The following is a 25673-nucleotide window of genomic DNA, read 5'->3' on the forward strand; positions in this document are numbered from 1 at the left end:
GCCCTTATCGTTTATTTCTTATATTGAAGCGTGCTGATTTCCTTGAGTGCAATATCGTATATGATCTCTGCCAGCACTTTGTTGTTGTGGCGCACGGCGCCCTCTTCATCGATCTGGACCAGATGATCGTCTGTGACCACTGTGGCCCCCATCTCCTTCAGACGCTCCCTGTCGCTTTCAACTGTCGTCATATCGTTCCGGCTGTAGTAGTCGGACACACGGCCCTTGATGTCCTCTTCGTTCAGGATGATGAAATCGACGACGTTGCTGCCCATATGCCTGTTGATCGCTTCCAGGTGATCGGCTGCGGAATACCCGAGCGTCTCACCCATCTGCGTCATTATGTTGGATACATAGACCTTGATGCCTTTGGCATCCTCCACCGCTTCCCGCATCCCTTCAGGAAGCAGGTTCGGGATGATGCTGGTGTACAGGCTTCCAGGCCCGAAGACGATGACATCGGACGCCTTGATGGCTTCTATCGCCTCCGGCGTCGCCACGGTGTCATTAGGTATAAGATAGACTTCCTCTATCTTCTGCTTCACTTCCGGAATATAGCTCTCCCCCACGATGATCGAATTGTCCTCCATGCGTGCTGCGAGCTTCGGACTGATGTTCGTGGATGGAATCACCGTACCCTTCACGTTCAATATCTTGCTCAGTTCCTTGACCGCCACGGCGAAATCCCCAGTCATATCATACATCGCAGCGAGCATCAGGTTGCCGAGGGCGTGACCACCAAGCGCTTCCTTTTTGAAGCGGTAGGCAAAAAGGTTCTCAAGCTTCGTCTCCACATCACTCAGGGCTGTCAGCACGTTCCTGATATCCCCCGGTGCAGGCATATCGATCTGGTCCCTTATCAATCCCGTCGAACCCCCATCATCGGCAACGGAGACTATTGCGGAAATATCCACAGGATACTTCCTGAGCCCCCTGGCCAGTACGCTCAGGCCCGTACCACCACCGACCAGTGTGATCCTAATCTTCTTCATTTTCCGTACCTTCAACCGGCGCGTCCCTGTGGACTGCGCGGATAGCAAAATCAAAATCGTCGCTGAGGTCCCTGACCAGTTTTTCAGCAAGCGTCACCGAGCGATGCTGACCGCCTGTGCATCCGATTGCGATGACAAGCTGCGACTTCCCTTCCTTCATGAACTGGGGGAGCATGTATTTGATGAGGTCATAGAATTTCGCATAGAAGGTCTTCGTTTCCTTCCACTTCATGACATAGTCGGCTACAGGCTTGTCGAGTCCCGTATAGGGCCTGAGTGCATCGACATAGTGTGGATTCGGAAGGAACCTCACATCGAATACAAGATCCGCATCGATCGGTATGCCGTGCTTGAAGCCGAAGCTCATCACATTGACGTTGAAGACGGAGCGGTTTTCACCGGCGGACATATCGAACATCATGCCCCTGAGCTCTTTCGGGGTCGTCTGTGTCGTATCGATGATGTGGGTGGCCCGCCCTTTCAGGTCACTCAACAGCTCCCGCTCCTTTGTGATGGAATCCAGAAGGTTCGCTTCATTGTCGAGAGGATGGGCGCGCCGTGTCTCTTTATACCGTGTAACGAGGCGGTCGTCGGCTGCATCTATAAAAATGATTTCAAGGGCCAGGTTGGGATGGTCCCCTATCTTTTCGATTTCGGCCACAAGGTGGTCGAAGAACTCCTTGCCCCTAAGGTCGATGCCAAGGCCGACACGGTCCATCTGACCATCAGTCGTCTCCATCAGTTCCACAACCTTCTGCAGTAGGATCGGCGGCAGGTTGTCGATGCAGAAATATCCTATGTCCTCCAATGCTTCGATGGCTACGGATTTCCCGGCACCGCTCATTCCCGTTACAATAATCAGCTGCTTCATTGCTCCACATCCTCTTGTCTTTTTCGTCTTTCTTTTCCCTCAATTAAACCACGCCTGAAGCTTTGTAGCAATATTATATGATACGCCCTATATGTGCTGTTTTCAATCGAATGGCTCAAAAAAATCCCCAAGGGAGATGTCCTTGGGGAAGCTGCTATTTGCTTTCCTGCATATCTGCAAGCTTTTCGATATAATGCTGTGCATTCTGTGCAGCAATGCTGCCGTCGCCTGTAGCTGTAACGATCTGGCGCAGCGTCTTGTTGCGCACATCCCCTGCTGCAAAGATGCCCGGGATGGATGTTTCCATTTCATCATTGGTTTCCACATACCCAAGTGTATTGAGTATACCGAGACCCTCAAATGGGGCTGTCAGAGGCTTCATGCCGACATAGATGAAGACGCCGTCTGCATCATACTCGTATTTGGAACCCGTATTCTTGTCGAGCAGCGTGACGCTTTCCACTCTGCTGTCCCCATTGATGGACTGGATTTCAGTGTCCCAGATGAACTCGATCTTATCGTTCTTGAATGCACGGTCCTGAAGGATCTTCTGCGCACGCAGCTGATCCCTTCTGTGTACGATGGTCACTTTGCTGGCAAACTTGGTCAGGAATACACCTTCTTCGACTGCGGAGTCCCCGCCGCCGATGACGACAAGCTCCTTCTCCTTGAAGAAGGCACCGTCACATACGGCACAGTAGCTGACGCCGCGGCCGCCGAGGGCATCCTCGCCGTCGACGCCGACCTTCTTGTATTCAGCACCCGTCGCAATGATAATCGTACGTGTAAGGATGTCTTCGCTGCCGGTCTTCAATACTTTGTAGTCGCCTTTATCCTCTACGGATTTGATGTCTCCGTATTTATATTCGGCACCGAACTTCTGGGAGTGCTCGAACATTTTCGTGGACAGCTCCGGACCCGTGATGAAATCAAATCCAGGGAAGTTCTCCACTTCTTCAGTGTTGGCCATCTGGCCGCCCGGCATGCCGCGTTCCAGCATGACCGTCTTCAGGTTGGCACGGGAAGCATAGACGGCAGCCGTCATACCTGCCGGTCCTGCACCGATGATGACGACATCATAGATATTTTCTTCAGTCATGAGATAAAACTCCTTTTCTTCTGTATCAGCTATCAAATATTATAAGGGCTATCGTCCGATTTTTCATCAAATCTGCTTGACCTTCTCGAGCGCCTTGTTCAGGCGGTAGAGGGTCGTATCAAAACCATCGACGAGTGCCTTCTTGGTGAGTTTCCTGCCGCGCTGATGAAAGTACAGCGTGGCTGCTGCGAAGGCATTGATGTCCTCAAGTTCCACCTTGCTTTCATAGAGGGCGTGGAACGTCTCTATCCAGGCCAGCTGGTCCTCCTCCTCTTCGTATCCCGCACGGCGCATGGCTTCAAGCCCTTTATGCATACGGCCGAGGCGGACGAGCTTCAGTCCCTGGAAGAGGAAGGAGATATAGAGTTTCTCATAGTCTTCCAAAGCTTCTATCGTCTCCCATACATCGTGGCCCAATATGGCATCGCGCGGCACTACATTATAGATCTTGTATAGACCGAGCAGACGCACATAGGGGTCATCATCCTTCAGGTAGAATGCCTCAAGATCGGCAATCCGCTGCGTTGCCTCCTGGCGCTTCCATGGACTGTATATTTCATTTACCTGATGGAATGTCTGCATCCGTTCCCAGAACATCCGGGCTTCCTCGTCATGCCCTATATGATAGCTTGCATGACTGAGTGCATGAAGGAGCTGGAAACTGACGAACGCCTGCTTCTTGTACAGTGGGAACAGCAGTTCATAGGATCGTTCATACTGCTGGAGGAAATTGAGGACGAGCCCGACCTTGAAGCGATCGTCATCATCAAGCGGCTGGACGACTTCGAGCTTCTTGAGGAAGGTCCTGTATTTCTCCTCCTCCCCTGTATGATAGTACAGCAGTGTCATGTGGCTGAGGGCGTGCATGTCCGTACGATCCTCCTTCAGCAGCTGTTCAAGCAGTTCGTGCGCCTCTTCGTAGCGGTTCAGGAACAGCGCCGCCATCGCTTTCTGGTTGCGGAATTCCCGTTCCTCCCGGATCGATTCGGGAATGGTGGAAAGGAAGTCCAGCGCCTCTTCTATGCGCGCATTCATGAAAAGATGCTGGAACAGGTGCTGGCCTGTGAAGCGGACCGCTTCCCGCTCGACTTCATCCTCATCCTGGATGCTGACCTCGAACATCTGCTCGAGCTCCTCATCATAGCCGGATTCCGGCTCATGCTGGACGTACTGCACGCCGAAGAGGAACGCCTTGTTGGGGTCGTTCATGATGATGTAGAGCTGGCTCAGTATAAAATAAAATTCAGCATCATACTGATGCTGAATGAAGGCATTAATCAATATATGTTCAGCTTCTGCTCCGCGTCCATTTTCAGCAAGCAGGTATGCGTACTGGGAAAGGTATGCCAAGTTGTTCTGATCGAGCTCGAAGGCCTTATGAAAACTCTTCAGTGCCGCCTGCTTCTTATTCTGTTCTGTTTTTTTCAAGCCCTGATTAAAATGGAACTCTCCATTCTGATCGAAAGGGATCACTTTCCTATTCATTATTCCTACTCCTTACTATAAGCGGGTTGCCGTAGCAGATTGAATGGTCGGGAACATCTTTCGATACCACACTGCCCGCACCGATGATGGCGTGGTCTCCGATCACCACACCAGGCAGAATCGTCACATTCGCTCCCACCATAGTATCGTGGCCGATGCGCACGTCTCCGATCCTGTACTCATCCACCAGATATTCATGAGTCAATATTACTGTATTATACCCGATTATACTGTTTTTGCCAATGTAGATACGCTCGGGATGCATCAGATCCGGCATCGCCTTGAATGCCAGGGAGACATTATCTCCGAGCTTCATTCCAAGCAGAGTGCTGTAGAGTCTGTGCTTCCATTTCGTCGACGGGCAGTAGCGTCCGATTTCAATGACGATGAAATTCCTGACGACCTTGAATCGGGAGATGGTCTGGTACATGTTCCACAGGGGATTGACCCCGGCCGCCTTGATCCTCTTCAATCTTCTCATGATCCATCCCCCTATCTTCCTTTGTATACACCTTCTGTATCCTTGTATCTCGGCAGCTTGTATTTCATTTCACGATAAATCCATACAGCAGCCGCTGCCACAATGATCAGTATGGAGATGAACTGTGCAGTCCGCAGGCTCTCCCCGATCATAAGGCTGTCCGTGCGCATGCCCTCTATGAAGAAGCGCCCGATTGAATAATAGACCAGATAGAGCAGTATGGTCTGACCGATCTTCAGTTTCGGACGGAGCAGGATGAGCAGGACGAAACCGATGATGTTCCACACCGATTCGTAGAGGAACGTCGGGTGGTAGTAGGCACCGTCTATGTACATCTGGTTGATGATCCATTCCGGCAGCATCAGGGATTCCAGGAAGCTCCTGGATACTTCGCCACCATGGGCTTCCTGGTTCATGAAGTTCCCCCAGCGTCCGATGGCCTGGCCGAGTATGAGGCTCGGCGCTGCAATGTCTGCAAGCTGGAAGAAACTGAAGCCTTTTATCCGGCAATAGATGATGCCGGCGAGAAATCCACCGATGAGTCCGCCATGGATCGCCATGCCGCCTTCATTCACCATGATGATGTCGAGCGGATTCTGGCTGTAGTACTCCCATTGGAATACGACATAATACAGCCTCGCCCCGACGATCGAGGCGATGATGATGTAGAACATCAGATCCATGAAGAGCCCTTCGGGCAGACCTTTGCGGTTCGCTTCACGATCTGCGATGAAGTAGCCGATGAGCATCCCGGAGGCGATGATGACACCATACCAGTAGATGCTGAGCGGCCCGAGTTCTAGAGCGACGGGGCTGAAGGGGGCATTAAAGATCATCGATCATACCTCCATTGACCTGGATCTGACGGTTCAGACGGTCGTTGAATTCCTGGGCAGCGTCATACCCCATGTACTGCATCCGGTAGTTCATCGCTGCAACCTCTATGATGCCGGCCAGACTCCGTCCGGGACGGATCGGAATCGTCTTCTGGTCTATCTCCGCATTGAGTATGCGCATCCGTTTCTGGTCGAGACCTAGCCGTTCATATGTCTTGCCGGGCTCCCATGTCTCCAGATTGACATTCAGCATGACCCGCTTCTCCTCAAGTATGCTGCCCGCCCCAAAGAGTGTCATCACATTGATGATGCCAAGCCCCCGGATCTCGAGCAGATTGCGGATGAGCGGCGGCGCCGAGCCCATAAGGACGTTCTTGGATACTTCCTTGATTTCGACATTATCATCAGCTACAAGGCGATGCCCGCTCTTTACGAGTTCAAGTGCCGTCTCGCTTTTGCCGACACCGCTTTCCCCGGTGATCAGCACACCGATGCCGTATATGTCGACCAGGACACCGTGCATGTTCGTTTCTGGTGCCAGCGCCTTTTCAAGGAAATTCGACATGCGGCTGATGAAGTTCGTTGTATTATCCTCCGTAACCAGCAAAGGTGTATGCGTCTGGTTGCACGCCTCGATCAGCTCAAGGGGGGCGCTCAAATTACGTGTGATGATGATGCACGGGGTCTCTTTCCGGCACAGCCGCTTCGACCTGTCCTCCCGCTCCTCCTCGGTGAGCATACGTTCGAAGAATGAGGATTCCGTCATTCCAAGCACCTGGACGCGGTCTGAGGAATAGTGGGAGAAGTATCCGGCCACTTCAAGGCCTGGACGGGATACATCGATGTTCTCGATCTCCTTGTCTATCCCTTCGTTACCGGAGATGAGTTTCAAATTGAATTTATCTATTATCTTCTTTACTGTAAGCATCTTGTCACCTCGGCTGTTTATTACTTCAACTATAAAGAATCGGAAAATCATTTTCAATAAATCGGGTTGCAGGCGAGCGGCAATTTGGGGCCAACCCCCTTATTTCACAGGGCCGCCATATTTGTTCCAGGCGGGTGTTCCGTACAGAACGAACAAAGCCCGGCAGAGGCTGCCGGGCCATGGGTTCATCCTATTCAGCTGCGGTGCAGCGTTACGCTGCCGAACTTCGTCCCCACTTCCAGGAGGAGCGCCTTCTCATCGGTATCATTGACGAGCATGAGCTCCTTGAAGCCGATATCCTGGGATTTCATGAACCTGGCGTCCAGATCCGGTGGATAGTTGATCTGGCCGACGACGGTGCTCAACCGTCCTTCCAGGGCACGGTCATGCGGCACATTTATATTGATGCTGCCCATGTTCGCATTGATGGTGGCCGATTCGGTACGCTCGTTGAGGGAGATGTTCACCGAACCATTGGATGATACGGTGACATCCTGTGCATTGAGTGTTTCGGTATTGATCGTCCCGACCATCGAGATTAGTTCAAGGGCGCCGTGGGCACCGCCTTTGACATTGACGTTGCCTCTTGAAGTCCGTATGAAGGCACTGCTGCTTGCCGTCTCGTCCAGATTGATGCTGCCGTTCAGCAGATCCACGGTCAGATCATTGAATTCCTGTCCCTCGATGCTGACGTTTCCGTTTGACCCGGATACGATCAGCCTGTTGACGATGGATGGGTTCACCTGCAGCTCGACGTTCACCCGTGCTGTCCGGATGTCGGAAACGATGATGAGCTCGTCATTCTTGACTTCACAGATGATGTCCTGGAAATAGTTCCTCTGCTTGTCGAGCTTGCGGTAGAAAGGCGTGACTTCGAATTTCGCCGTCGTCACCCTGTCCGTCGGCACCACCTTGACATTGCCGTTCGTAATATCGACCGAGATGTTCGAATAGCTGTCTTCGATCGTTTCAATCAGACGGTTCTTCGACCCTTGTGTGAACATCGAATCGATTGTGCTGTTTTTGACATTATCGAATGCCTTTTCAAAGGTCTTGTAGACCTGCGCCGTCTGCTTCTGCCCTTCAAGCCTGCTCTTCACCTGGCTGAATGCCTGATTTGCCTTATCGGTATTGACGTATCTCTGGAATTCACTCATGAACTGCTGGAAGACATCCTTAGAATCTTCTTCGGCTGTATTCCTGGTGTGTTCCTGGCGGCTGCCTTCATTTTGCTCCGTCTGTCCCCTGTCCGGTTTGGACTCTATTGCGTCGAGAAGCCGGACTGCTTCCTCGGATGTGATCTTTCCTTCTTCCAGCATTTTTAGAATGCGGTCTTTATTATCCATTTCAATCCCCCTGGTGGTTTCTGTCCAACCATTTTTTTAGATGATGGCCCGTATAGCTGTCCGCTTCCGCCATGACATCCTGCACGGATCCTTCGACCACGACCGTGCCGCCGCCATCGCCGCCCTCGGGACCCAGATCGATGATGTGGTCCGCCACTTTGATGACGTCGAGATTGTGCTCGATTACGATGACGGTGTCCCCGTTGTCGACGAGCCTCTGTATGACGGTGATCAGCTTTCCGATGTCTTCGGAATGCAGTCCTGTCGTCGGCTCATCGAGTATATACAGCGATTTGCCATCGGACCGCCTATGAAGCTCGGAGGCCAGCTTGACACGCTGGGCCTCCCCGCCGGACAGTGTGGTCGCCGGCTGGCCAAGCCTGACATAGCCGAGGCCCACATCGAGCAGCGTCTTGATCTTGCGCTTGATTTTCGGGATGTTCTCAAAGAAATAGTACGCCTCTTCAACAGTCATCGCCAATACGTCTGCAATGCTCTTATCCTTATATTTCACTTCGAGTGTCTCTCTATTATAACGCTTTCCATCACATACTTCACATGGTACGAACACATCCGGGAGGAAATGCATTTCTATCTTGATGATGCCATCGCCCTTACAGGCCTCACAGCGCCCGCCCTTGACATTGAAGCTGAAGCGGCCCTTCTGATAGCCCCGCACTTTCGCCTCGTTGGTCTGGGCGAAGACATCGCGGATATTATCGAATACCCCTGTATAGGTGGCCGGGTTGCTCCGCGGTGTCCTGCCGATCGGCGACTGGTCGATGTCGATGATCTTCTCAATATTTTCCGCCCCTTTGATTTCCCTATGCTTCCCTGGTATCTGCTTCGTCTTGTAGAGTTTCGAGTGCAGTCCCTTATACAGTATTTCATTGATCAGGGTACTCTTCCCGGAACCGGAAACCCCCGTCACGACATTCATTACAGACAGAGGCACCTTCACATTGATGTTCTTCAGGTTGTTCTCCTTGGCGCCGCGCACTTCAAGGACGCGCTTCATGTCCGGCTTACGGTAGTTTTCGGGCAGCGGTATCTCCTTTTTGCCGCTGAGATACTGTCCGGTGATGGAATTCTCATCCTTCATCACTTCCTGCGGGGTGCCCTGGGCCATCACACGGCCCCCGTGCTCCCCTGCCCCCGGACCGATATCGATGAGGTGATCGCTCGCAAGCATCGTATCCTCATCATGTTCTACGACGATCAGCGTATTGCCGAGATCCCGCATGTCCTTAAGGGTTCTGATCAGCCGGTCGTTGTCGCGCTGATGGAGGCCGATTGACGGTTCGTCAAGTATATACAGCACTCCGCTCAGCCTCGAGCCGATCTGGGTCGCCAGCCGGATGCGCTGGGCTTCGCCGCCTGAGAGCGTCCCGCTGCGGCGGTTGAGTGTGAGGTAGTCGAGACCGACATTGTACAGGAACGTCAGCCGTTCATTGATCTCCTTCAGGATCGGTGCCGCAATCTGCCTGTTCTTCGGCGACAGTTCGAGGCCCGTGAAGAACTCAAGCGCCTCCTTGACAGGCTCGTCGACCGCCGCTCCGATATGACGGCCATCGATTTTGACGGCCAGTGCCTCCTCGTTCAGGCGGTATCCCCCACATGTCTTGCATTCGATTTCCCTCATGTAAGTGCTCATGATGCCGCGTGTATACTCGGAAGGACTTTCCTTATACCTGCGTTCGATATTGTTGACCAGGCCTTCATAAGGCATTCTGCGCTGACGGACGATGCCATTGCTCTGCCTGAATTCATAGTTGACCATCTCACCTTTCGAACCATAAAGGAGCAGGTTCTTTTCCTTCTTCGGCAGCTCCTTGTAGGGCGTCTTCATATCGATGCCGAAATGATCGCACGTCTGCCTGAGCAGCGTCGGATAATAGTCTGAACTGATCGGCTGCCATGGCACAAATGCACCATCTTCAAGGGTAAGGGAGTCGTCGGGGATGACCAGGCGCTCATCCACTGCCATCTTCATTCCGAGGCCATCACAATCCGGACAGGCACCATAGGGGGCGTTGAACGAAAACAGCCTCGGCTCCATTTCCGATAATGTGAATCCGCATTCGGGGCATGAGAAATGTTCCGAGAAGTGCATGTCATGCCCATCGATCACATTGACTGTGACATTGCCTTCGCCTTTTATGAGTGCGGTCTGCAGCGAGTCGCTCAGACGGGATTCTATGCCCTCCCGGACCGCCAGGCGGTCGACGACGACATCGACGTCATGTTTCTTGTTCTTCTCCAGTTCCGGCACAGATTCGATATCATACATCTCACCGTCTACGATGACGCGGGCGTACCCCTCCTTCGCCAGCTCTTCGAACACTTTTTCATGCATGCCCTTGCGTCCTTTGATGATCGGGGCGAAGAGCTGGATCTTTGTCCTTTCAGGCAGTTCCATGACACGGTCCACCATCTCCTGGATCGTCTGGGAAGTGATTTCTATATTATGGATGGGACAGTATGGCGTTCCGGCACGTGCATAGAGCAGGCGCAGATAGTCATAGATTTCCGTGATCGTCGATACGGTTGAGCGGGGATTGTTGCTCGTCGTCTTCTGGTCTATGGAGATTGCCGGGGAAAGCCCCTCGATCGAATCGACATCCGGCTTCTCCATCTGTCCAAGGAACTGTCTTGCATATGCGCTCAACGATTCGACATAGCGCCGCTGGCCTTCTGCATAGATCGTGTCGAATGCCAGGGAGGACTTGCCGGAACCGGACAGTCCCGTCATCACCACCAGCTGGTCCCTTGGGATATCTACATTGATGTCCTTTAGATTATGCTGTCTTGCACCTCTGATGCTGATATTTTTATTTTTCAAAAATGATCACCCTTCTGCTTTCAGCTCAAACAATGCGTCTCTCAACTCTGAGGCAGTCTCGAAATCGAGTTCCTTGGCCGCCTGTTTCATATCTGCTTCCAGCTGAGCCATTATTTTTTCTCTTTCCTTCTTCGTCATCTTGCCTTTCTTCTTGCCGTCTTTCTTTCTGCCTTCCTCTTTCAGGTCGACCTGGGCGCTGATCGTGTCGCGGATCTCCTTCTGGATGGTCTGCGGCGTGATGCCATGCGCTTCATTATAGGCGATCTGCGTGTCCCGGCGCCGTTGCGTCTCATCCAATGCATACCGCATGGAATCGGTGATCTTATCACCATACATGATGACATGACCACCGCTGTTCCGCGCTGCACGTCCGATGGTCTGGACGAGGGAACGGCTGGAGCGCAGGAATCCTTCCTTATCGGCGTCGAGTATCGCTACAAGGGACACCTCCGGGATATCCAGACCTTCCCGGAGCAGGTTGATGCCCACGAGGACATCGTACGTGCCCATGCGCAGCTCCCGCAGTATTTCTATCCGCTCGAGCGTCTTGACCTCGGAATGGAGATACTGGACCTTGACGCCGGACTCCTTGAGGTAGTCCGTCAGATCCTCGGACATCTTCTTTGTAAGTGTGGTGATGAGTACACGCTCGTTCCTTTCGGTACGTGTGACGATCTCCTCGAGCAGATCATCGATCTGGTGCTCCGTCGGCCGCACATCGATGGTCGGATCGAGCAGGCCGGTCGGACGGATGATCTGCTCCACCATCTTCTCGGTGTGTTCGATCTCAAATGGTCCCGGCGTCGCTGAGACATACAGCAGCTGCTGGGTCTTGGCCTCGAATTCCTCGAACTTCAACGGCCGGTTGTCAAGCGCACTCGGCAGCCTGAAACCATGGTCGACGAGCACTTTCTTCCTCGCCTGGTCACCGTTGTACATCCCCCGTATCTGCGGCAATGTAACGTGGGACTCATCTATCATTACGAGGAAATCATCAAAATAGTCGAGCAGTGTGTACGGCGTCGATCCCATCGGACGGAGGGTGAGGTGGACGGAGTAGTTCTCGATGCCGGAACAGAAGCCCATCTCCCGCATCATCTCAAGATCATAGTTCGTCCGCTGCTCGAGGCGCTGGGCCTCAAGCAGCTTGTTGTCCTCCCTGAGGATCTGGAGCTGTTCCTCAAGCTCACGCTCAATCCGTTCGATCGCCACTTTCATCTTCTCTTCACGCGTGACGAAGTGGGATGCCGGGAAAATGGCGAAGTGTTCCCTTTCGGCGAGCACTTCCCCTGTAAGATAGTCCACTTCCCTGATGCGGTCGATTTCATCCCCGAAGAATTCGACACGGATGCACTGTTCGTCCCTTGAAGCAGGGAAAACTTCCACTATATCTCCCCTTACCCGGAATGTCCCCCGCCTAAAATCGATATCGTTGCGTGCGTACTGGACATCGACCAGTTTGCGGAGAAATTCATTTCGGTCCATCTGCATGCCGACACGCGCACTGACGACCATATCCTTATATTCTTCAGGATTACCGAGGCCGTAGATGCAGCTGACCGAAGCGATGATGATGACATCATCACGCTCGAACAGCGAGCTTGTCGCAGAGTGCCGCAGCTTGTCGATTTCGTCATTGATCTGGGCGTCCTTCTCGATGAATGTATCAGTCTGGGGCACATAGGCTTCCGGCTGATAGTAGTCATAGTAGCTGACGAAATACTCTACCCGGTTGTTCGGGAAAAATTCCTTGAATTCGCTGTACAGCTGGCCCGCAAGCGTCTTGTTGTGGGCGATGATCAATGTCGGCTTGCCGACCTCCTCGATCACCTTGCTCATCGTATAGGTCTTCCCTGTACCCGTGGCACCGAGCAGCGTCTGGTGCCTGTTGCCGGACTTGATCTGTCCGCTTATCTCTTCTATCGCTTTTGGCTGGTCACCTGCCGGCTTGAACTTGGAAACGACTTCAAATTTTGCCATTCGACTCTTCCCCCATTTTTTACTCAAACACTATTCTACAAAATAAAAATAGAAATAACAAACATTTGTTCGGTTATTTCTATTCTTCATCCACTTGATCTAAACTGTATATTTCCACCAGCATATAGCCGATGACTATTGAAATGGCATCGATGAAAATGACCCATTCGGAATGATAGAATCCACGATAGATCGACACGCCGAAAATGATGAACGTCAAAAGGACGGCCAGAAATTTATTGCGTGTCAACCGTGTGAATACCACAACGGTAATTGCAGGAACGACCATTGCCATCATGTACCAGTAAAGCGCCATCCATCAGATCTCCTTGTTCATGATGGATTCTGTAATATCCATCAGTTCCGTTTTCGGTATAAAACGCTCTTTCAGCATATCCGTAAGTATATTCTCGAGAAAGTCCTGCACGCACGTGAGGTGGGAGAATTTTCTTATGGTAAGGAGGGACATCTCATAGATTTCGAAGAACAGGGGTTCCGGATTCCGCTTCTGTATCTCACCGAAGGATTCGTACAGGAGGTCGATCTTGTCGGCTACGGAGAGGATCTGCCCCTCCAGGGTCCCGTCCTTTCCCTCACGGAGGCGCTTCAGATAGATGTCATGATACTCGGGCGGAAACTCTTCTTCTATAAAACGGGTCGTCATGCTTTCCTCCACTTCCTTGAAGAGCATGTTGAGCTCCCCGGATGCATATTTGACCGGTGTCTTTATATCACCTGTGAAAATTTCCGGATAATCATGGTTCAGTGCTTTTTCATACAGACTCTTCCAATTGATTTCGTTTCCGTGGTACTCTTCCACAGTCCCAAGGTACTGTGCAATCTTCGTCACTTTGAAAGAGTGGGCTGCGACATTATGATCCTGATATTTGAATTTGCCCGGGCACCTGACCAGTTTCTCCAGGTCATTCAGGCTTTTGAAATACTGATGGACCCCCATTAGGATTCCTCCTTGACGTAGTTAGTATAATCGTTGATCAGATTCTGTTCCACTTCGCCGACATATGCCCTGATGATTTCACCTTCACCATCCACAAAGAATGTGGTGGGCATGAGATGGATGTTATACGATTCGATGGATTCAGCCTCATCAGCAAACTCGAATACCGGATATGCCACTTCGAACTCCTCCAAAAAGGCATCCCTGTTCGAAGGCTTATCGTCCACATTGATGCCGACGATGGCGACCGGCTCGTCTTTTTTCCCTTCATGGAAAGCATTCAGTTCCGGCGTCTCCCTGCGGCATGGATCACACCAGGAAGCGAAGAAATTGATGACGGTCACCTCGTTCGATCTGATGATCGACTCAAGGGAATCCTCATCATTGCGGAGGCCCTTCATCGGCTCACCGAGGATGTTCATGCCGACGGCATGATGGTTGTCACGCCCTTCAGAATCCTGAAGCGTCTGGAGGGACTGCTCCTTGAGCCCCTCTTCCGACATATTCACAACAGCTGCAATACCTGCACCGACAAAGAAGAAGAACACTGCCAACAATAAAATTATGATTATATTTTTCGTTTTCATCATTCAACATACCTTATGATTTATTTAGATTAGTTTAACATAATAGGTCTCTGCTTACATTGTTTTAAGCATGCAAAAAAGGTCAGAACAAAGTTCTGACCCTGTAGATTCATATATATTAGTATCTGAAGTATCCGTCTATCGTACCATTCACATAACTTACAGCACGTTGTCCGACACCTTCGGAAGGGTTGAGTGCATCAACCATCTGGCCGTTTCCGATGTAGATTCCGACGTGGGAACCACCGTTGAAGAATACAAGGTCGCCAGGCTGTGGATTGGATACCTGGGTGCCTGCCGCCATCTGAGCTGCAGCTGTTCTTGGAATGCTCTTGCCTTTATACGCCTGCATGAACTGCTGTGTCAGTGCCGAGCAGTCCACTACTGAAGCAGAGTTTCCACCATAAACATATGATTTGCCTGCCGCTACGGAGTGGGCAACGGATGCCGCATTCCCACCGCCAGTAGAAACTTGCTGGGATTGTGCCTGTTGAGCTTGCTGCTCCTGTGCTTCTGCCTGCTCTGCTTCACGTTGCTGGATTCTTTCCTGACGCTCAGCTTCTGCCTGTTCAGCCGCTCTCTGCTCTGCTTCTGCCTGTTCAGCCGCTCTCTGCTCTGCCGCTGCCTGTTCAGCCGCTCTCTGCTCTGCCGCTGCCTGTTCAGCTGCCTGGTTGTCATTTTGTGCAGCTGCTGGTGCAGAAGGCTGGTCCTGTTCAGTCTCTTCAACTGCTGGTGCTTCTTCCACGACTTCAGCCTGCTCTTCTTCGACTGCCGGTGCTTCTTCCACGACTTCACTCTGCTCTTCAACTGCTGGCGCTTCCTGTACTGCTGGCGCTTCTTCGACGGTTTCAGTAGCCGGTGCCGCGCTTGCAGCTACAATCAATGTTTTGCCTGCATAGATCATATCTGTAGAAAGATTATTCCACTCCATGATCTTCTGATAGTCTACATCGAACTTCTGTCCGATTTCAAAAAGCGTGTCACCGGATTTGATGACGTATGTACCGTCATTTTCCTGAGCATCTTCTTCTGAAGGTTCTGCATCGACTTCAAGTACATCTCCTGGAACAATGAGATCTCCGGAAAGTTCATTGACTTCTTTAAGAGTGGAGACGGATGTGCCGCTTTCATTTGCAAGGCTCCATAGTGTATCTCCACTCTCTACCGTGTACTCTGCTGCTGATATATTGTGTGACGCGATCCCTGTAAGTGCTGTAACTGTTGCTACTGACAGTAGTGTCTTCTTCATAATAAGTAAATCCTCCTAATTTCTTTTGAACCTTAATTGATGTTTCATTGTTTATATATGTCCCCGACCGGGTAATTTTCTAATGTTAGTTTGTCTTTAGGCATGTCCTTTTGACTACGGTGCACACTATAGCACACAAAAATTGCTTTATGGGCATTTGTAATTGACTTGTAATGTAAACGAAATGAGGGGAATGGACTGTAATATGCAGTATCACCCACCCCCAAACAAAAATAAAACAGGCTGAGCCCCATGCCCAGCCTGTTTTCGCTATTTTTATGGATATTCAATTGATGCATTTCTTTCTCTTATTGAAGTGTCATTGTAATATTTCTATTCACCGGTCTGAGTGGACAGCCATTGAACAAGAGCATCCAGTTCCTCTTCATCACTTACCAGTCCGGATGGCATGCCGTTCCCGCCCTCTTCGATCGTAGTGCGGATTTCATCCTCTGAAAGGCGGCTGCCTACATCCGTCAATGCCGGACCGCTCGCACCTTCCAGGTCTTCACCGTGGCAGCTCATGCAGTTGTTCTGCTGGAATGCTTCCTGTGCAAGCTCGGAATCGCCGGCATCTGCACTGTCGGACTCCTCAGTACTTTCCTCGGTCTCCTCTTCGGTGCTCTCTTCCATTGTCGTCTCTTCAGTTGTTGCTTCATCAGTAGCCTCTTCTGAATCTCCACCGGAATCTCCGCCACAAGCACCAAGTACAAGCACCATCGCAAAACTCATAAGTAACCAGAACTTTTTCATCAGCCTGTCTCCTTTACCAATATAATTGTTTATATTAGCTCCATACCCCGGGGCATTGAGTACTTAAACACCATTTTCGGATGTTGGGGCAGAATTATGAATTTTCTAAAGTCTGCCTAGAGCAATCCAATGAAGTTTTCTGGCCATAAAAAATGTTCCCCCAACCGGGGGAACATGATTCATCATCCTTCATCATCCATCGTCATTCGGAGATAGGCATCGATGAACGGACCGATATCACCGTCCATGACCTTGTCGGTGTTTCCGACCTCCATATTCGTACGATGGTCCTTCACCATCGAATAGGGGTGGAAGACGTAGGAGCGTATTTGGCTGCCCCATCCGATCTCCTTCTGTTCACCCTTGATGGCATCGATCTCTGCCCGCTGCTCCTCAAGTTCCCTCTGATACAGTTTGGACTTCAGCATCGTCATCGCCTGGTCGCGGTTTTTGATCTGTGACCGCTCATTCTGGCATGTCACGACAATGCCGGTCGGATGGTGGGTGATCCGTACTGCAGAGTCGGTCGTATTGACGTGCTGCCCGCCGGCGCCGCTTGCTCGGTAGGTGTCGACGCTGATCTCTTCAGGCTTCACTTCGATCTTGATGTCCTGGTTCTCAAACTGCGGTGTAACTTCACATGAAACGAATGAAGTATGCCGTCTGCCTGATGAATCGAAAGGCGAGATGCGCACCAGGCGGTGCACGCCCTTCTCGGCCTTCAGCAGCCCGTAGCTGTTGAGGCCCTTGATCAGCAGCGCGACACTTTTGACACCTGCTTCGTCTCCGGCCTGGTAATCGAGCGTTTCGACTTTGAAGCCCTGCTGATCGGCATAGCGCTGGTACATGCGCAGCAGCATCTCCGCCCAATCCTGGGATTCGGTGCCGCCGGCGCCGGGATGAAGTTCAAGTATCGCATTCAATCCATCATGCTCGTTGTTCAGGAGCATATTGAGTTCGAATGCCTGGATCTGGGCGCGCACCTGGGACACATTCTCTTCCAGCGTACGGTACATGTCTTCATCGTTTTCCTCTTTAAGCAGCTCATATGAAACCTCAATATCCTCGACGGCTGCTTCAATGTTGTGGAATTCATCGACGACTTTTTTCAGGTTGTTGTTGCTGTCGATGACCTGCTGCGCCTCCTCCTGGTTGTCCCAGAAGCCAGGGTCGGTCATCCTTTCTTCATACTCCCTGATCTGGATCTCTTTTTCCTCTAAGTCAAAGAGACCCCCTGAAGTCATCAAGTTTCCCGTGCATGTCACCAATGAAATTCCTTATCTCATACAATTCCATAAATATCCCTCTTTCATCTATTTTCCATGACAATTCTTGTATTTCTTCCCTGAACCGCATGGGCATGGGTCGTTGCGGCCGACTTTCATTTCTTTCTTGGCCGGCTCTTTCTTCACTTTCTCCTTGCTGTCTCCGGCATGCATCTCACCTTTGTCGATGACCTGCTCGCGCCGGATCTCTTCGTCTGACTTCACTTCAGTCTTCATCACATACTTCGCCGTATCGTCCTCGATGGATACAAGCATGTCCTCAAACATCTGGAGCCCTTCATTCTGATACTCCCGGAGCGGGTTGATCTGCCCATAGGACCGGAGGTGTATGCCTGTCCTGAGCTGGTCCATGCTGTCGATGTGCTCGACCCACTTCTGGTCGATCGTCCGCAGCATCATCATGCGCTCGAACAGCCTCATCTTGTCGGCACCCAGCCGCTCTTCCTTCTCAGCGAGTTCATGCTCAATCTTTTCGAGGATGAGTGGAACGATCTCTTCACTTTCCTTGCCTCTGACATCCCCAACTTCAATTGATTCTTCAGTCAGGTACATGTCTTCCACCGTCTTGATGAACTGCTCGTAGTCCCTCAGTTCCTCATCTTCAAGTATATAATAGTTCGTCGTACGTTCTACAGAAGATTCGATCATCCCCATGAGCTGCTCGCGTACATCTTCCTTGTCGATGATCTCATTTCTTTCTTCGTAGATGATCTCCCTCTGCCGCCTCAATACATCATCATATTCAAGCAGTTTCTTCCGGGAGTCGAAGTTGTTCCCTTCGACGCGTTTCTGTGCAGACTCGACTGCCCTGGCGATCATTTTGGAGGTCAGTTCCTCCTCTGCCATGCCCAGACGCTGCATCGTGCTCTGCATACGTTCGGAACCGAACCGTCTCATCAGGTCATCTTCAAGTGATAGGTAGAATGTACTGATACCGACATCACCTTGACGTCCGGCACGCCCACGGAGCTGGTCGTCTATACGCCGGGACTCGTGACGTTCAGTACCGATGACGGCGAGCCCGCCGACTTCTTTGACGCCTTCACCGAGTTTGATGTCCGTCCCACGTCCGGCCATGTTGGTCGCGATCGTCACAGCGCCTTTCTTGCCGGCGTTTGCAATGATTTCCGCTTCCCTTTCGTGGTTCTTCGCATTGAGCACATTATGCCGGATGCCTTTCTTGCGCAGCATTTCCGAGATGTACTCGCTTGTCTCGACGGCGACTGTACCGATGAGCACCGGCTGGCCCTGGCGGTACCTTTCCACCACTTCATCGATGACATGCTTGAACTTGTATTCCTTCGTCGAATAGATCTTATCTGTACGATCGGTTCTGGCGATCGGTTTGTTCGTTGGGATCATGGTGACCTTCATATTGTATATGTTGAGGAATTCTTCCTCTTCCGTTTTCGCTGTACCCGTCATACCCGACAGCTTATTGAACTGCCTGAAGAAGTTCTGGAAAGTGATGGAGGCCATCGTCTTGGACTCGTTCTGGATGTCCATACCTTCCTTGGCTTCGATCGCCTGGTGCAGACCATCCGAGAAGCGGCGCCCCTTCATCTTACGGCCGGTGAACTGGTCGACGATGACGATCTTTTCGTCTTCCACGACGTAGTCGATGTCACGCTGCATGGAGAAATGCGCCTTCAGCGCCTGATTGATGTGGTGCAGGAGGTTCACGTGCTTCACATCATAGAGGTTTTCCACCTTGAACCATTTCTCCGCCTTCTCCATCCCTTCGTCGTTGAGCTGGATGTTCTTCGTCTTGACGTCATACGTGAAATCCTCATCTTCCTTGAGCATTTTGACGAAGGCATTCGCCTGGATGTACTGTGTATTGGACTGGTCCGCCTTGCCTGAAATGATGAGCGGTGTACGCGCTTCGTCTATGAGGATCGAGTCGACCTCATCGATGATGGCATAGTTCAGGCCTCTGAGCACCCGGTCCCTCCTGTAGGTGACCATGTTGTCCCTCAAGTAGTCGAAACCGAGCTCGTTGTTCGTCGTATAGGTTATGTCCGCAGCAAATGCCTCACGCTTCTCCTCGCTGTTCTTTGCATTGAGGTTCAGTCCTACGCTGAGGCCGAGGAAATTATACAGTACCGACATTTCCTCCATCTGCGTGGCAGAAAGGTATTCGTTGACCGTGATGACATGGACGCCCTTTCCGGTCAGGGCATTCAGATAGACCGGCATCGTCGCAGTGAGGGTCTTACCTTCACCCGTCTTCATCTCGGCGATGTCCCCTTTGTGGAGGGTCACCCCGCCCATGATCTGAACAGGATAGGGTTCCAGCCCCAACGTGCGCTTTGAGGCTTCCCGCACCGTCGCAAAGGCTTCAGGGAGGATGTCATCCAACATCTTCTCCTGCTGCTTCTCATCTTTGGCTTCGCCAAGCTTTTCCTTGAATTCATCGGTCTTCACCCTGAGCTGCTCATCGCTCAACTTGGCGAAATCCTCTTTATATTCCTCTACTTTATCAGCAACTTTACGGAGTGATTTCAGCTCCCGTTTATTGCCGTCGTAGATCTTATCCAAAATACCCATGGATTTCTCTCCCCCGCTCTATCTCACTGTTAATTCATTTCATAATAATATCATTAAATGGGGTAAAAATAAAATGAACACAATCAGAAGGAGTCCCTGATTGCATGCAATCAGGGACTCCTTGTAATTATGGATGGAACGCGTCATCAGACGCCTTCATTCGTTTCGATCAGGCCATACTTGCCGTCGTTGCGTCTGTAGACGATGCTTGTACCTTCCGTTTCCCTATCATTGAAGATGAAGAAGTCATGACCAAGCATATTCATCTGCAGTACCGCCTCTTCAGAGTCCATCGGCTTCAGCTGGAATTGCTTGGAGCGCACGATATCGATGCCTTCATCGCTCTCCTCTTCCTCTGTACCATTCGCGCCCGCTTCCAGTGCTGCAAAGAATTCCTGTTCCGGATTCTTTTCCCTGAATTTGCGGTTGATCTTCGTCTTATGCTTTCTGATCTGCCTTTCCAGCTTATCTATTATAAGGTCGACAGCTGCATATAGATCATCATGTCTTTCCTCTGCGCGTAGTGTCAGGTCTTTCATAGGGATGGTGATTTCAACTTTGCCCTTCTTGTTGCCGTATGTCTTGATGTTGACATGGGCGTGTGTATTTGGAGCATTTGTGAAGTAACGTTCCAGCTTGCCCACTTTCTCCTCTATGTGGCTTCTGATTGCATCTGTCACTTCGATATTTTCTCCACGAATTTCACATCTGATCATGGTGAAACCCCTCCTTAAGTACGTTATTCTTCCTACTTTCATTATACCAAACTGTTCAGGCTTTTGAAAACGTTAACACATCGATGATGCCGGGGAAAAAGGTGTATAGTTTCTCCATTGCCTGATGCACCGTCATCCCTGTCGTGTAGATGTCATCGACCAGAAGGATACGCTTGCCTTCAAGATCTTCACGGCGGCAGTTCAGAAGGAATGGATTATCCCTACGGGCCCTCTCTGCCTTTCCAAGTCCGGACTGGCGGCTCCTGGTTTTCGTTTCGAGAAAAGGGCTGTAAGCCACTCCTTTTGCCTCCAGCACCATGGTCGTCTGGTCATAGCCGCGCTCTTCCATCCTGGCCTTCGAGATGGGTATTGGTATGATTACATCATATTCCCTGAAACGGCTGTCGAGAAACATCGCAACCACTTCGGCGAGTGCACAATCACCTGTGAACTTATAGCGGTGGAAAAGCATTTTTACTGCCCCGTGATAATCGAGCAGACAGGTGATGCTCTCAGGTGGACGGAAGCGGCTGGACAGGAAGCGGCAGTCCAGGCACACCGTTTCATCGGTCTGCATCAGCCTGTGGCAGAATCCGCAGCGCTTCCCGGCGCGCCATCGGGAGAGTGCATCGCGGCATCCATCACACAGGGGAGCCCTTTTCTTGAACAGATTGACGATATCCACTTCTTCCTGCATTGCTTCATGACAGTAGTAGCAGATCATCCTTCCACCCTCCTGCGGTTGAAGTCGTGGATGGTGCTCAGGGTCTTCCTGATGCTGGCACTCTGATGGTGGGCGATGAACCAGATGCGGCCGACTGGATCCGTCGTCTTCCTCCCTACACGGCCGCACATCTGTATGAGGCTTTCCGAATTGAACCTTTCCGCATGGATGATTATGGCATCGAGCCGGTCGAATGTGACACCCCGCTCAAGAATCGTCGTCGTCAGCATCACTTCAATCTCCCCTTTCCGCATCCGCTCCACTTTCCCGCTCCGTTCGGGGTCACCGCTGTGCACCGAGGCGGAGGCTGGAAAATAGGCGCTGATCAGGTCGAAGAGCGTTTCCATCATGTGGATTTCCGGCAGGAATATGAGCACCCGCCTTTCTTCTGCAAGTATGGCATCGATCAGCATCATCAATTTTTGGGGAAGACGCCCATGGCCAAGGTCCCGGGAGACATTATGCCAGACCAGCTTCGGCACTGCCAGATCATGTCCGTGGTACCTTCTCGGCAGTGTAATGACATTATCCCTGCCCACCTCCCGGATCAGCTGCCGGGAAGGCGTGGCCGTCATGAATATGAAGGAGGCACGGGGTGACGCTGCACGACGGACCACCTGCATGAGCAGCGGATCCTGCGGCAGCGGGAAGGCATCCGTTTCATCGACGATGATCAGATCGAAGTGTCCGATGAAATTGTACAGTTGATGGATGGTGCATACGGTGAAGTGATGGTTGTACACTTGCTTGACCCCGTCATGCATGAGGTCGATGTCACTTCCCTTGAATGCCACACAGAGGCGCATATGCACTTCCTTCACCACATCTATCCTCGGGGAGGTGAAGGCCACATTCAGCCCGTTCATCCGTGCCCATTCGATACTTTCAAAGGTCATCTCCGTCTTGCCGGCCCCAGTCACTGCATGGACCAGCAGGGAGCCGCCCGTCTTCACCGTTTCAAGGATCCTTTCCGAAGCACGGGTCTGTTGGCTGCTGAGGGTGAAGGAGAGTCCATATGGACTCTCTTCCGCCACCCTTTCAGTGTCCCGGCATCTAAGCGGGGTGACGCTGTCCGAGCGGCCCAGATTGACGCATTTCATGCAGTAGATGACCACCGACCCATGAAAATCCGCATAGTAAGTGTAGAAATAACGCCTATCCCTGTTTCCGCAACGGTGGCATAGCGGCGGTTCGGCCTCCACACCTGCAGGTTTGTAGGTGATGTTGCCTGTATGGTCGAGTATCATCAATCGGCTCCTTTATTTTGGAATGAAAAAGGACGCAGCAAAGAATGCTGCGTCCCTGATCTATAGTTCAGTAGTCTGTATCGATTTCATAGGTCGTATAACCGAGCCCGAGCGCACCCTCACCAAGATGCGTTGCAATCACCGGCCCAAAGTAGCTCAACCTGAATGTTATATCCGGATAGTCGGCCTGCAGACTTTCCATCCATTTTCTACCCTCTTCTTCTGCATTGCTGTGGATGACGACCGCTGTTACCGGTTTGCCCTTATGGCGCTCCATCTCCTTGGCGAACACTTCCTCCACACGGGTCAATGCCTTCTTCTTCGTCCGTATCTTTTCGAAGGGTACGATCCTGCCCTCTTCGAATGCAAGTATTGGCTTGACTTTAAGCAGACTGCCGACCAGCGCCTGTGCATTCGTCAGCCGTCCGCCCTTCTGAAGGTTCGAGAGGGTGTCGACGACGAAATACGCATTCGTATGCTTCTGGCGCTTCATTTCCTCCAGCCGCTCCAGCAGCGTGTCCAGGGGAAGACTGCTTTTGTTCTGCGCAGCATAGAGTGCCATGAATCCCTGGACGTAGCAGGCGACCTCAGAATCGACTGCATGGACTTCGATTCCTTCAACACTCTGGCCCGCAGCCATCGCATTCTGGTAAGTGCCGCTGAGTGCACCTGAAAGATGGACGCTGATAACATCCGTGAAGCCTTCGCTCCTCAAAGATTCCAGGAGGAGGATATAGTCACCGATTGATGGCTGGCTCGTTGTCGGCAGTTCATCCATCTGACGCATCTGTTCGAAGAATTCTTCGTTGGTGATGTCTTCATCCTCCCTGTACACCTGGTCACCCATGAGGACATTGAGCGGGATGGTACGGATATCGTATTCTTCTTTCAGCCCTTTGGGCAGGTAGGATGTTGAATCCACTACTACCGCTATCTTCATTCTCGTTCCTCCAATTTGCATTCACACTTCTATTTTCCATTCACACTTGATATACAGTTTACTACATTCCTAAGGAATCCGTCCATGTGTTACTATGTTCTAGAGGTGAACATATTATGGAACAGCAGTACATGAACAGGGTGGACACGACCACCGAAACAACCATCAACAAGTCACGCTTCATCGCTTACATCCAGCGTACCGACTCGGAGGAAGCGGCAAAATCCTTCATAAATTCAATCAAATCACGGCATAAGGATGCCAACCATAACTGCAGTGCATACATCCTCACACAAAGCGCCCTCATACAGAAGGCTGATGACGATGGAGAGCCCTCCGGCACTGCCGGTGTCCCCATACTCGAAGTGCTCAAACGGGAAGGACTCTATAATGTGACCGTTGTGGTCACCCGGTATTTCGGCGGCATCAAGCTTGGGGCCGGCGGATTGATACGCGCATACTCTGGAGCCGCTTCCGATGCTGTGAATGCAGCAGGCAAGGTAGTGGAGATCGACATGATCCCGTACAGGATTACGATGGACTATACGTATACGAACCGCTTCGAACATGAGCTCGAAGCATCCGGCATCGCCATCAGCGACACGGTCTACACGGACAAGGTCACCTATCTCGTACATGTGGAGGAGGATGCCCGGGGGGCATTCCTCGACCGGGTACAGGAAATCACCAAGGACACCGCCACCCTGGAAGAAATGGAGATGATCCAGGCTGAAAGCCCCGTGGAATGATCAGGGGGACATGCGGTGGAAAATCCTTCTGGCAAAGTCCAGGACGGGTTTTTTATCGCTGTCGATGAGGTTGGTCGCCTCAACGATGATCTCCGTCGTAAGGATGAGCAGAAGAAAGATGATGACCGACCCCGGGATGGTGGACAGGTAGAGGATGATGCTTGCCCCTGAGTACAGAAGGGCGATGAAATAGATCAGCACCACGCTCTCTGCATGTGTATATCCCATATTCTGCAGCCTGTGGTGGAGATGGCTGCGGTCCGCCTTCACGAGCGAGACATTGCTGCGGTAGCGCCGCAATGCGGCAAAGAACATGTCTATGAAAGGCACCGCAAGAATGATGATCGGGAAGAACAGTGAAATCAGTGTAATGTTCTTGAACCCCATGAGCGACACGACGCTGATGATGAAGCCGAGCAGCATCGCTCCATTGTCTCCAAGGAATATCTTGGCCGGGTGGAAGTTGTATACAAGAAAGCCCAGGCACGCGCCGATGAGAATGACGCATATCATCATGACGAATATATTGCCCTGGAGGATGGTGATGAAGCCGATGCTGCTCAACGCAATGATGGAGACCCCTGTGGCAAGTCCATCCAGGCCGTCGACCAAGTTGATGGCATTGATGATTCCCACCATCCAGAGTATAGTAATCGGAATCGCCAGTACGCCGAATTCGATTTCAACGCCGAACGGTGTGATGCGGTCGATGAGGATGCCATATGAGACCGGGACCAGGCTCGCCGCTATCTGCCCGATGAGCTTGAGTCCCGGTTTCAGATCATACTTGTCATCTATTATCCCCACAATGACGATGACGATCCCCCCGAGGATGATCGCTTTGTATTCCGCCTCGATGGGACGGGAGATGAGCACACCGATCGCAAAGGAGATCAGAATGGCCACACCTCCGAGGTATGGTATAGGTTTTAAATGGACTTTTCTGCTGTTTGGGTAGTCTACAAAGCCGAACTTGCGGCTCCCCCAAATGAAAATCGGCATCAGAATCAATGAAATCAAGAATGACACCGTCAATAGAAATAGAGTATACATA

22 protein-coding genes and 1 pseudogene are annotated in these 25673 nt (G+C 51.5%); 1 reads left to right on the forward strand and 22 read right to left on the reverse strand.

Going from position 1 to position 25673, the window contains the following annotated elements:
* Nucleotides 1-11: 11 nt before the first annotated feature.
* The 21 genes and pseudogenes from EDC33_RS06335 to EDC33_RS06445 form a co-directional block, all read right to left on the reverse strand.
* Nucleotides 12-992 (reverse strand): gluconeogenesis factor YvcK family protein, encoded by a 981-nt coding sequence (locus tag EDC33_RS06335; protein ID WP_094906677.1) that lies wholly within the window; start codon nucleotides 990-992, stop codon nucleotides 12-14.
* Nucleotides 979-1863 carry an RNase adapter RapZ gene (gene rapZ / locus EDC33_RS06340; protein WP_124010544.1) on the reverse strand — a complete coding sequence of 295 codons (885 nt, stop codon included), beginning with the start codon at nucleotides 1861-1863 and terminating at the stop codon, nucleotides 979-981. The genes EDC33_RS06335 and rapZ overlap by 14 nt, the downstream gene beginning before the upstream one ends.
* 154 nt (nucleotides 1864-2017) lie before the next feature.
* A complete protein-coding gene (gene trxB / locus EDC33_RS06345; protein WP_040105096.1) occupies nucleotides 2018-2962 on the reverse strand; it encodes a thioredoxin-disulfide reductase in 945 nt (314 codons plus the stop codon).
* A gap of 66 nt (nucleotides 2963-3028) precedes the next feature.
* Entirely contained in the window at nucleotides 3029-4447 is a 1419-nt protein-coding gene (locus EDC33_RS06350; protein ID WP_124010545.1) for a tetratricopeptide repeat protein, read from the reverse strand.
* A gap of 19 nt (nucleotides 4448-4466) precedes the next feature.
* A pseudogene (locus tag EDC33_RS12925) lies at nucleotides 4467-4616 on the reverse strand (DapH/DapD/GlmU-related protein); the annotation flags it as partial.
* A 323-nt stretch (nucleotides 4617-4939) separates the two neighbouring features.
* A complete protein-coding gene (gene lgt / locus EDC33_RS06360; protein WP_124010546.1) occupies nucleotides 4940-5764 on the reverse strand; it encodes a prolipoprotein diacylglyceryl transferase in 825 nt (274 codons plus the stop codon).
* Nucleotides 5754-6692: an HPr(Ser) kinase/phosphatase gene (gene hprK, locus EDC33_RS06365; RefSeq protein ID WP_124010547.1), complete on the reverse strand. Its 939-nt coding sequence runs from the start codon at nucleotides 6690-6692 to the stop codon at nucleotides 5754-5756. The genes lgt and hprK overlap by 11 nt, the downstream gene beginning before the upstream one ends.
* 194 nt (nucleotides 6693-6886) lie before the next feature.
* Nucleotides 6887-8038: a DUF4097 family beta strand repeat-containing protein gene (locus EDC33_RS06370; protein WP_124010548.1), complete on the reverse strand. Its 1152-nt coding sequence runs from the start codon at nucleotides 8036-8038 to the stop codon at nucleotides 6887-6889.
* A 1-nt stretch (nucleotide 8039) separates the two neighbouring features.
* Nucleotides 8040-10880 (reverse strand): excinuclease ABC subunit UvrA, encoded by a 2841-nt coding sequence (gene uvrA, locus EDC33_RS06375; protein WP_124010549.1) that lies wholly within the window; start codon nucleotides 10878-10880, stop codon nucleotides 8040-8042.
* A 6-nt stretch (nucleotides 10881-10886) separates the two neighbouring features.
* Complete coding sequence (uvrB, locus tag EDC33_RS06380; protein WP_124010550.1) at nucleotides 10887-12860, reverse strand: excinuclease ABC subunit UvrB; 1974 nt, start codon at nucleotides 12858-12860, stop codon at nucleotides 10887-10889.
* Nucleotides 12861-12939: 79 nt separating this feature from the next.
* Nucleotides 12940-13176: a DUF2198 family protein gene (locus EDC33_RS06385; RefSeq protein ID WP_040105103.1), complete on the reverse strand. Its 237-nt coding sequence runs from the start codon at nucleotides 13174-13176 to the stop codon at nucleotides 12940-12942.
* Nucleotides 13177-13179: 3 nt separating this feature from the next.
* Nucleotides 13180-13818, reverse strand: a complete 639-nt coding sequence (locus EDC33_RS06390) for a YfbR-like 5'-deoxynucleotidase (protein ID WP_094906685.1) — start codon at nucleotides 13816-13818, stop codon at nucleotides 13180-13182.
* A complete protein-coding gene (locus EDC33_RS06395; protein ID WP_229716678.1) occupies nucleotides 13818-14366 on the reverse strand; it encodes a TlpA disulfide reductase family protein in 549 nt (182 codons plus the stop codon). Before EDC33_RS06395 ends, EDC33_RS06390 begins: the two co-directional genes overlap by 1 nt.
* A gap of 157 nt (nucleotides 14367-14523) precedes the next feature.
* Nucleotides 14524-15654 (reverse strand): LysM peptidoglycan-binding domain-containing protein, encoded by a 1131-nt coding sequence (locus EDC33_RS12725; RefSeq protein WP_188358155.1) that lies wholly within the window; start codon nucleotides 15652-15654, stop codon nucleotides 14524-14526.
* A gap of 333 nt (nucleotides 15655-15987) precedes the next feature.
* A complete protein-coding gene (locus EDC33_RS06415; protein ID WP_124010551.1) occupies nucleotides 15988-16407 on the reverse strand; it encodes a c-type cytochrome in 420 nt (139 codons plus the stop codon).
* 182 nt (nucleotides 16408-16589) lie between these two features.
* Nucleotides 16590-17703, reverse strand: a protein-coding gene (gene prfB / locus EDC33_RS06420; protein WP_124010552.1) for a peptide chain release factor 2 whose coding sequence is annotated in 2 segments (ribosomal slippage) — nucleotides 16590-17630 and nucleotides 17632-17703 — 1113 coding nt in all. Because the reading frame shifts where the segments join, the coding sequence is not laid out codon by codon here.
* A gap of 17 nt (nucleotides 17704-17720) precedes the next feature.
* Entirely contained in the window at nucleotides 17721-20243 is a 2523-nt protein-coding gene (gene secA / locus EDC33_RS06425; RefSeq protein WP_124010553.1) for a preprotein translocase subunit SecA, read from the reverse strand.
* Nucleotides 20244-20389: 146 nt separating this feature from the next.
* On the reverse strand, nucleotides 20390-20959 hold the full coding sequence (gene hpf, locus EDC33_RS06430; protein ID WP_094906690.1) for a ribosome hibernation-promoting factor, HPF/YfiA family: 570 nt from the start codon (nucleotides 20957-20959) through the stop codon (nucleotides 20390-20392).
* Between the two features lie 55 nt (nucleotides 20960-21014).
* Nucleotides 21015-21683 carry a ComF family protein gene (locus tag EDC33_RS06435; RefSeq protein ID WP_124010554.1) on the reverse strand — a complete coding sequence of 223 codons (669 nt, stop codon included), beginning with the start codon at nucleotides 21681-21683 and terminating at the stop codon, nucleotides 21015-21017.
* A complete protein-coding gene (locus EDC33_RS06440) occupies nucleotides 21680-22930 on the reverse strand; it encodes a helicase-related protein (RefSeq protein WP_124010555.1) in 1251 nt (416 codons plus the stop codon). The genes EDC33_RS06435 and EDC33_RS06440 overlap by 4 nt, the downstream gene beginning before the upstream one ends.
* 67 nt (nucleotides 22931-22997) lie before the next feature.
* The gene (locus tag EDC33_RS06445; protein ID WP_094906693.1) at nucleotides 22998-23870 is read right to left on the reverse strand and encodes a DegV family protein; all 873 of its coding nucleotides are present in this window, start codon (nucleotides 23868-23870) and stop codon (nucleotides 22998-23000) included.
* A gap of 116 nt (nucleotides 23871-23986) precedes the next feature.
* Between EDC33_RS06445 and EDC33_RS06450 the strand changes: the two genes are divergently transcribed.
* The gene (locus EDC33_RS06450; RefSeq protein WP_094906694.1) at nucleotides 23987-24619 is read left to right on the forward strand and encodes a YigZ family protein; all 633 of its coding nucleotides are present in this window, start codon (nucleotides 23987-23989) and stop codon (nucleotides 24617-24619) included.
* On the opposite strand, the gene EDC33_RS06455 is transcribed toward EDC33_RS06450, so the two are convergent.
* The gene (locus EDC33_RS06455) at nucleotides 24620-25672 is read right to left on the reverse strand and encodes a glycosyltransferase family 4 protein (RefSeq protein ID WP_094906695.1); all 1053 of its coding nucleotides are present in this window, start codon (nucleotides 25670-25672) and stop codon (nucleotides 24620-24622) included. It lies immediately after the preceding gene.
* Nucleotide 25673: the final 1 nt, after the last annotated feature.

This window comes from Salinicoccus roseus (assembly GCF_003814515.1).
GTDB classification, from domain to species: domain Bacteria; phylum Bacillota; class Bacilli; order Staphylococcales; family Salinicoccaceae; genus Salinicoccus; species Salinicoccus roseus.

Excerpts from the sequence above, each read along its gene's own strand:
- EDC33_RS06335 (WP_094906677.1), bottom strand. The coding sequence starts at position 992 with ATGAAGAAGATTAGGATCACACTGGTCGGTGGTGGTACGGGCCTGAGC.
- rapZ (WP_124010544.1), bottom strand. The coding sequence starts at position 1,863 with ATGAAGCAGCTGATTATTGTAACGGGAATGAGCGGTGCCGGGAAATCC.
- trxB (WP_040105096.1), bottom strand. The coding sequence starts at position 2,962 with ATGACTGAAGAAAATATCTATGATGTCGTCATCATCGGTGCAGGACCG.
- EDC33_RS06350 (WP_124010545.1), bottom strand. The coding sequence starts at position 4,447 with ATGAATAGGAAAGTGATCCCTTTCGATCAGAATGGAGAGTTCCATTTT.
- lgt (WP_124010546.1), bottom strand. The coding sequence starts at position 5,764 with ATGATCTTTAATGCCCCCTTCAGCCCCGTCGCTCTAGAACTCGGGCCG.
- hprK (WP_124010547.1), bottom strand. The coding sequence starts at position 6,692 with ATGCTTACAGTAAAGAAGATAATAGATAAATTCAATTTGAAACTCATC.
- EDC33_RS06370 (WP_124010548.1), bottom strand. The coding sequence starts at position 8,038 with ATGGATAATAAAGACCGCATTCTAAAAATGCTGGAAGAAGGAAAGATC.
- uvrB (WP_124010550.1), bottom strand. The coding sequence starts at position 12,860 with ATGGCAAAATTTGAAGTCGTTTCCAAGTTCAAGCCGGCAGGTGACCAG.
- EDC33_RS06385 (WP_040105103.1), bottom strand. The coding sequence starts at position 13,176 with ATGGCGCTTTACTGGTACATGATGGCAATGGTCGTTCCTGCAATTACC.
- EDC33_RS06390 (WP_094906685.1), bottom strand. The coding sequence starts at position 13,818 with ATGGGGGTCCATCAGTATTTCAAAAGCCTGAATGACCTGGAGAAACTG.
- EDC33_RS12725 (WP_188358155.1), bottom strand. The coding sequence starts at position 15,654 with ATGAAGAAGACACTACTGTCAGTAGCAACAGTTACAGCACTTACAGGG.
- EDC33_RS06415 (WP_124010551.1), bottom strand. The coding sequence starts at position 16,407 with ATGAAAAAGTTCTGGTTACTTATGAGTTTTGCGATGGTGCTTGTACTT.
- secA (WP_124010553.1), bottom strand. The coding sequence starts at position 20,243 with ATGGGTATTTTGGATAAGATCTACGACGGCAATAAACGGGAGCTGAAA.
- hpf (WP_094906690.1), bottom strand. The coding sequence starts at position 20,959 with ATGATCAGATGTGAAATTCGTGGAGAAAATATCGAAGTGACAGATGCA.
- EDC33_RS06435 (WP_124010554.1), bottom strand. The coding sequence starts at position 21,683 with ATGATCTGCTACTACTGTCATGAAGCAATGCAGGAAGAAGTGGATATC.
- EDC33_RS06440 (WP_124010555.1), bottom strand. The coding sequence starts at position 22,930 with ATGATACTCGACCATACAGGCAACATCACCTACAAACCTGCAGGTGTG.
- EDC33_RS06445 (WP_094906693.1), bottom strand. The coding sequence starts at position 23,870 with ATGAAGATAGCGGTAGTAGTGGATTCAACATCCTACCTGCCCAAAGGG.
- EDC33_RS06450 (WP_094906694.1), top strand. The coding sequence starts at position 23,987 with ATGGAACAGCAGTACATGAACAGGGTGGACACGACCACCGAAACAACC.
- EDC33_RS06455 (WP_094906695.1), bottom strand. The coding sequence starts at position 25,672 with ATGTATACTCTATTTCTATTGACGGTGTCATTCTTGATTTCATTGATT.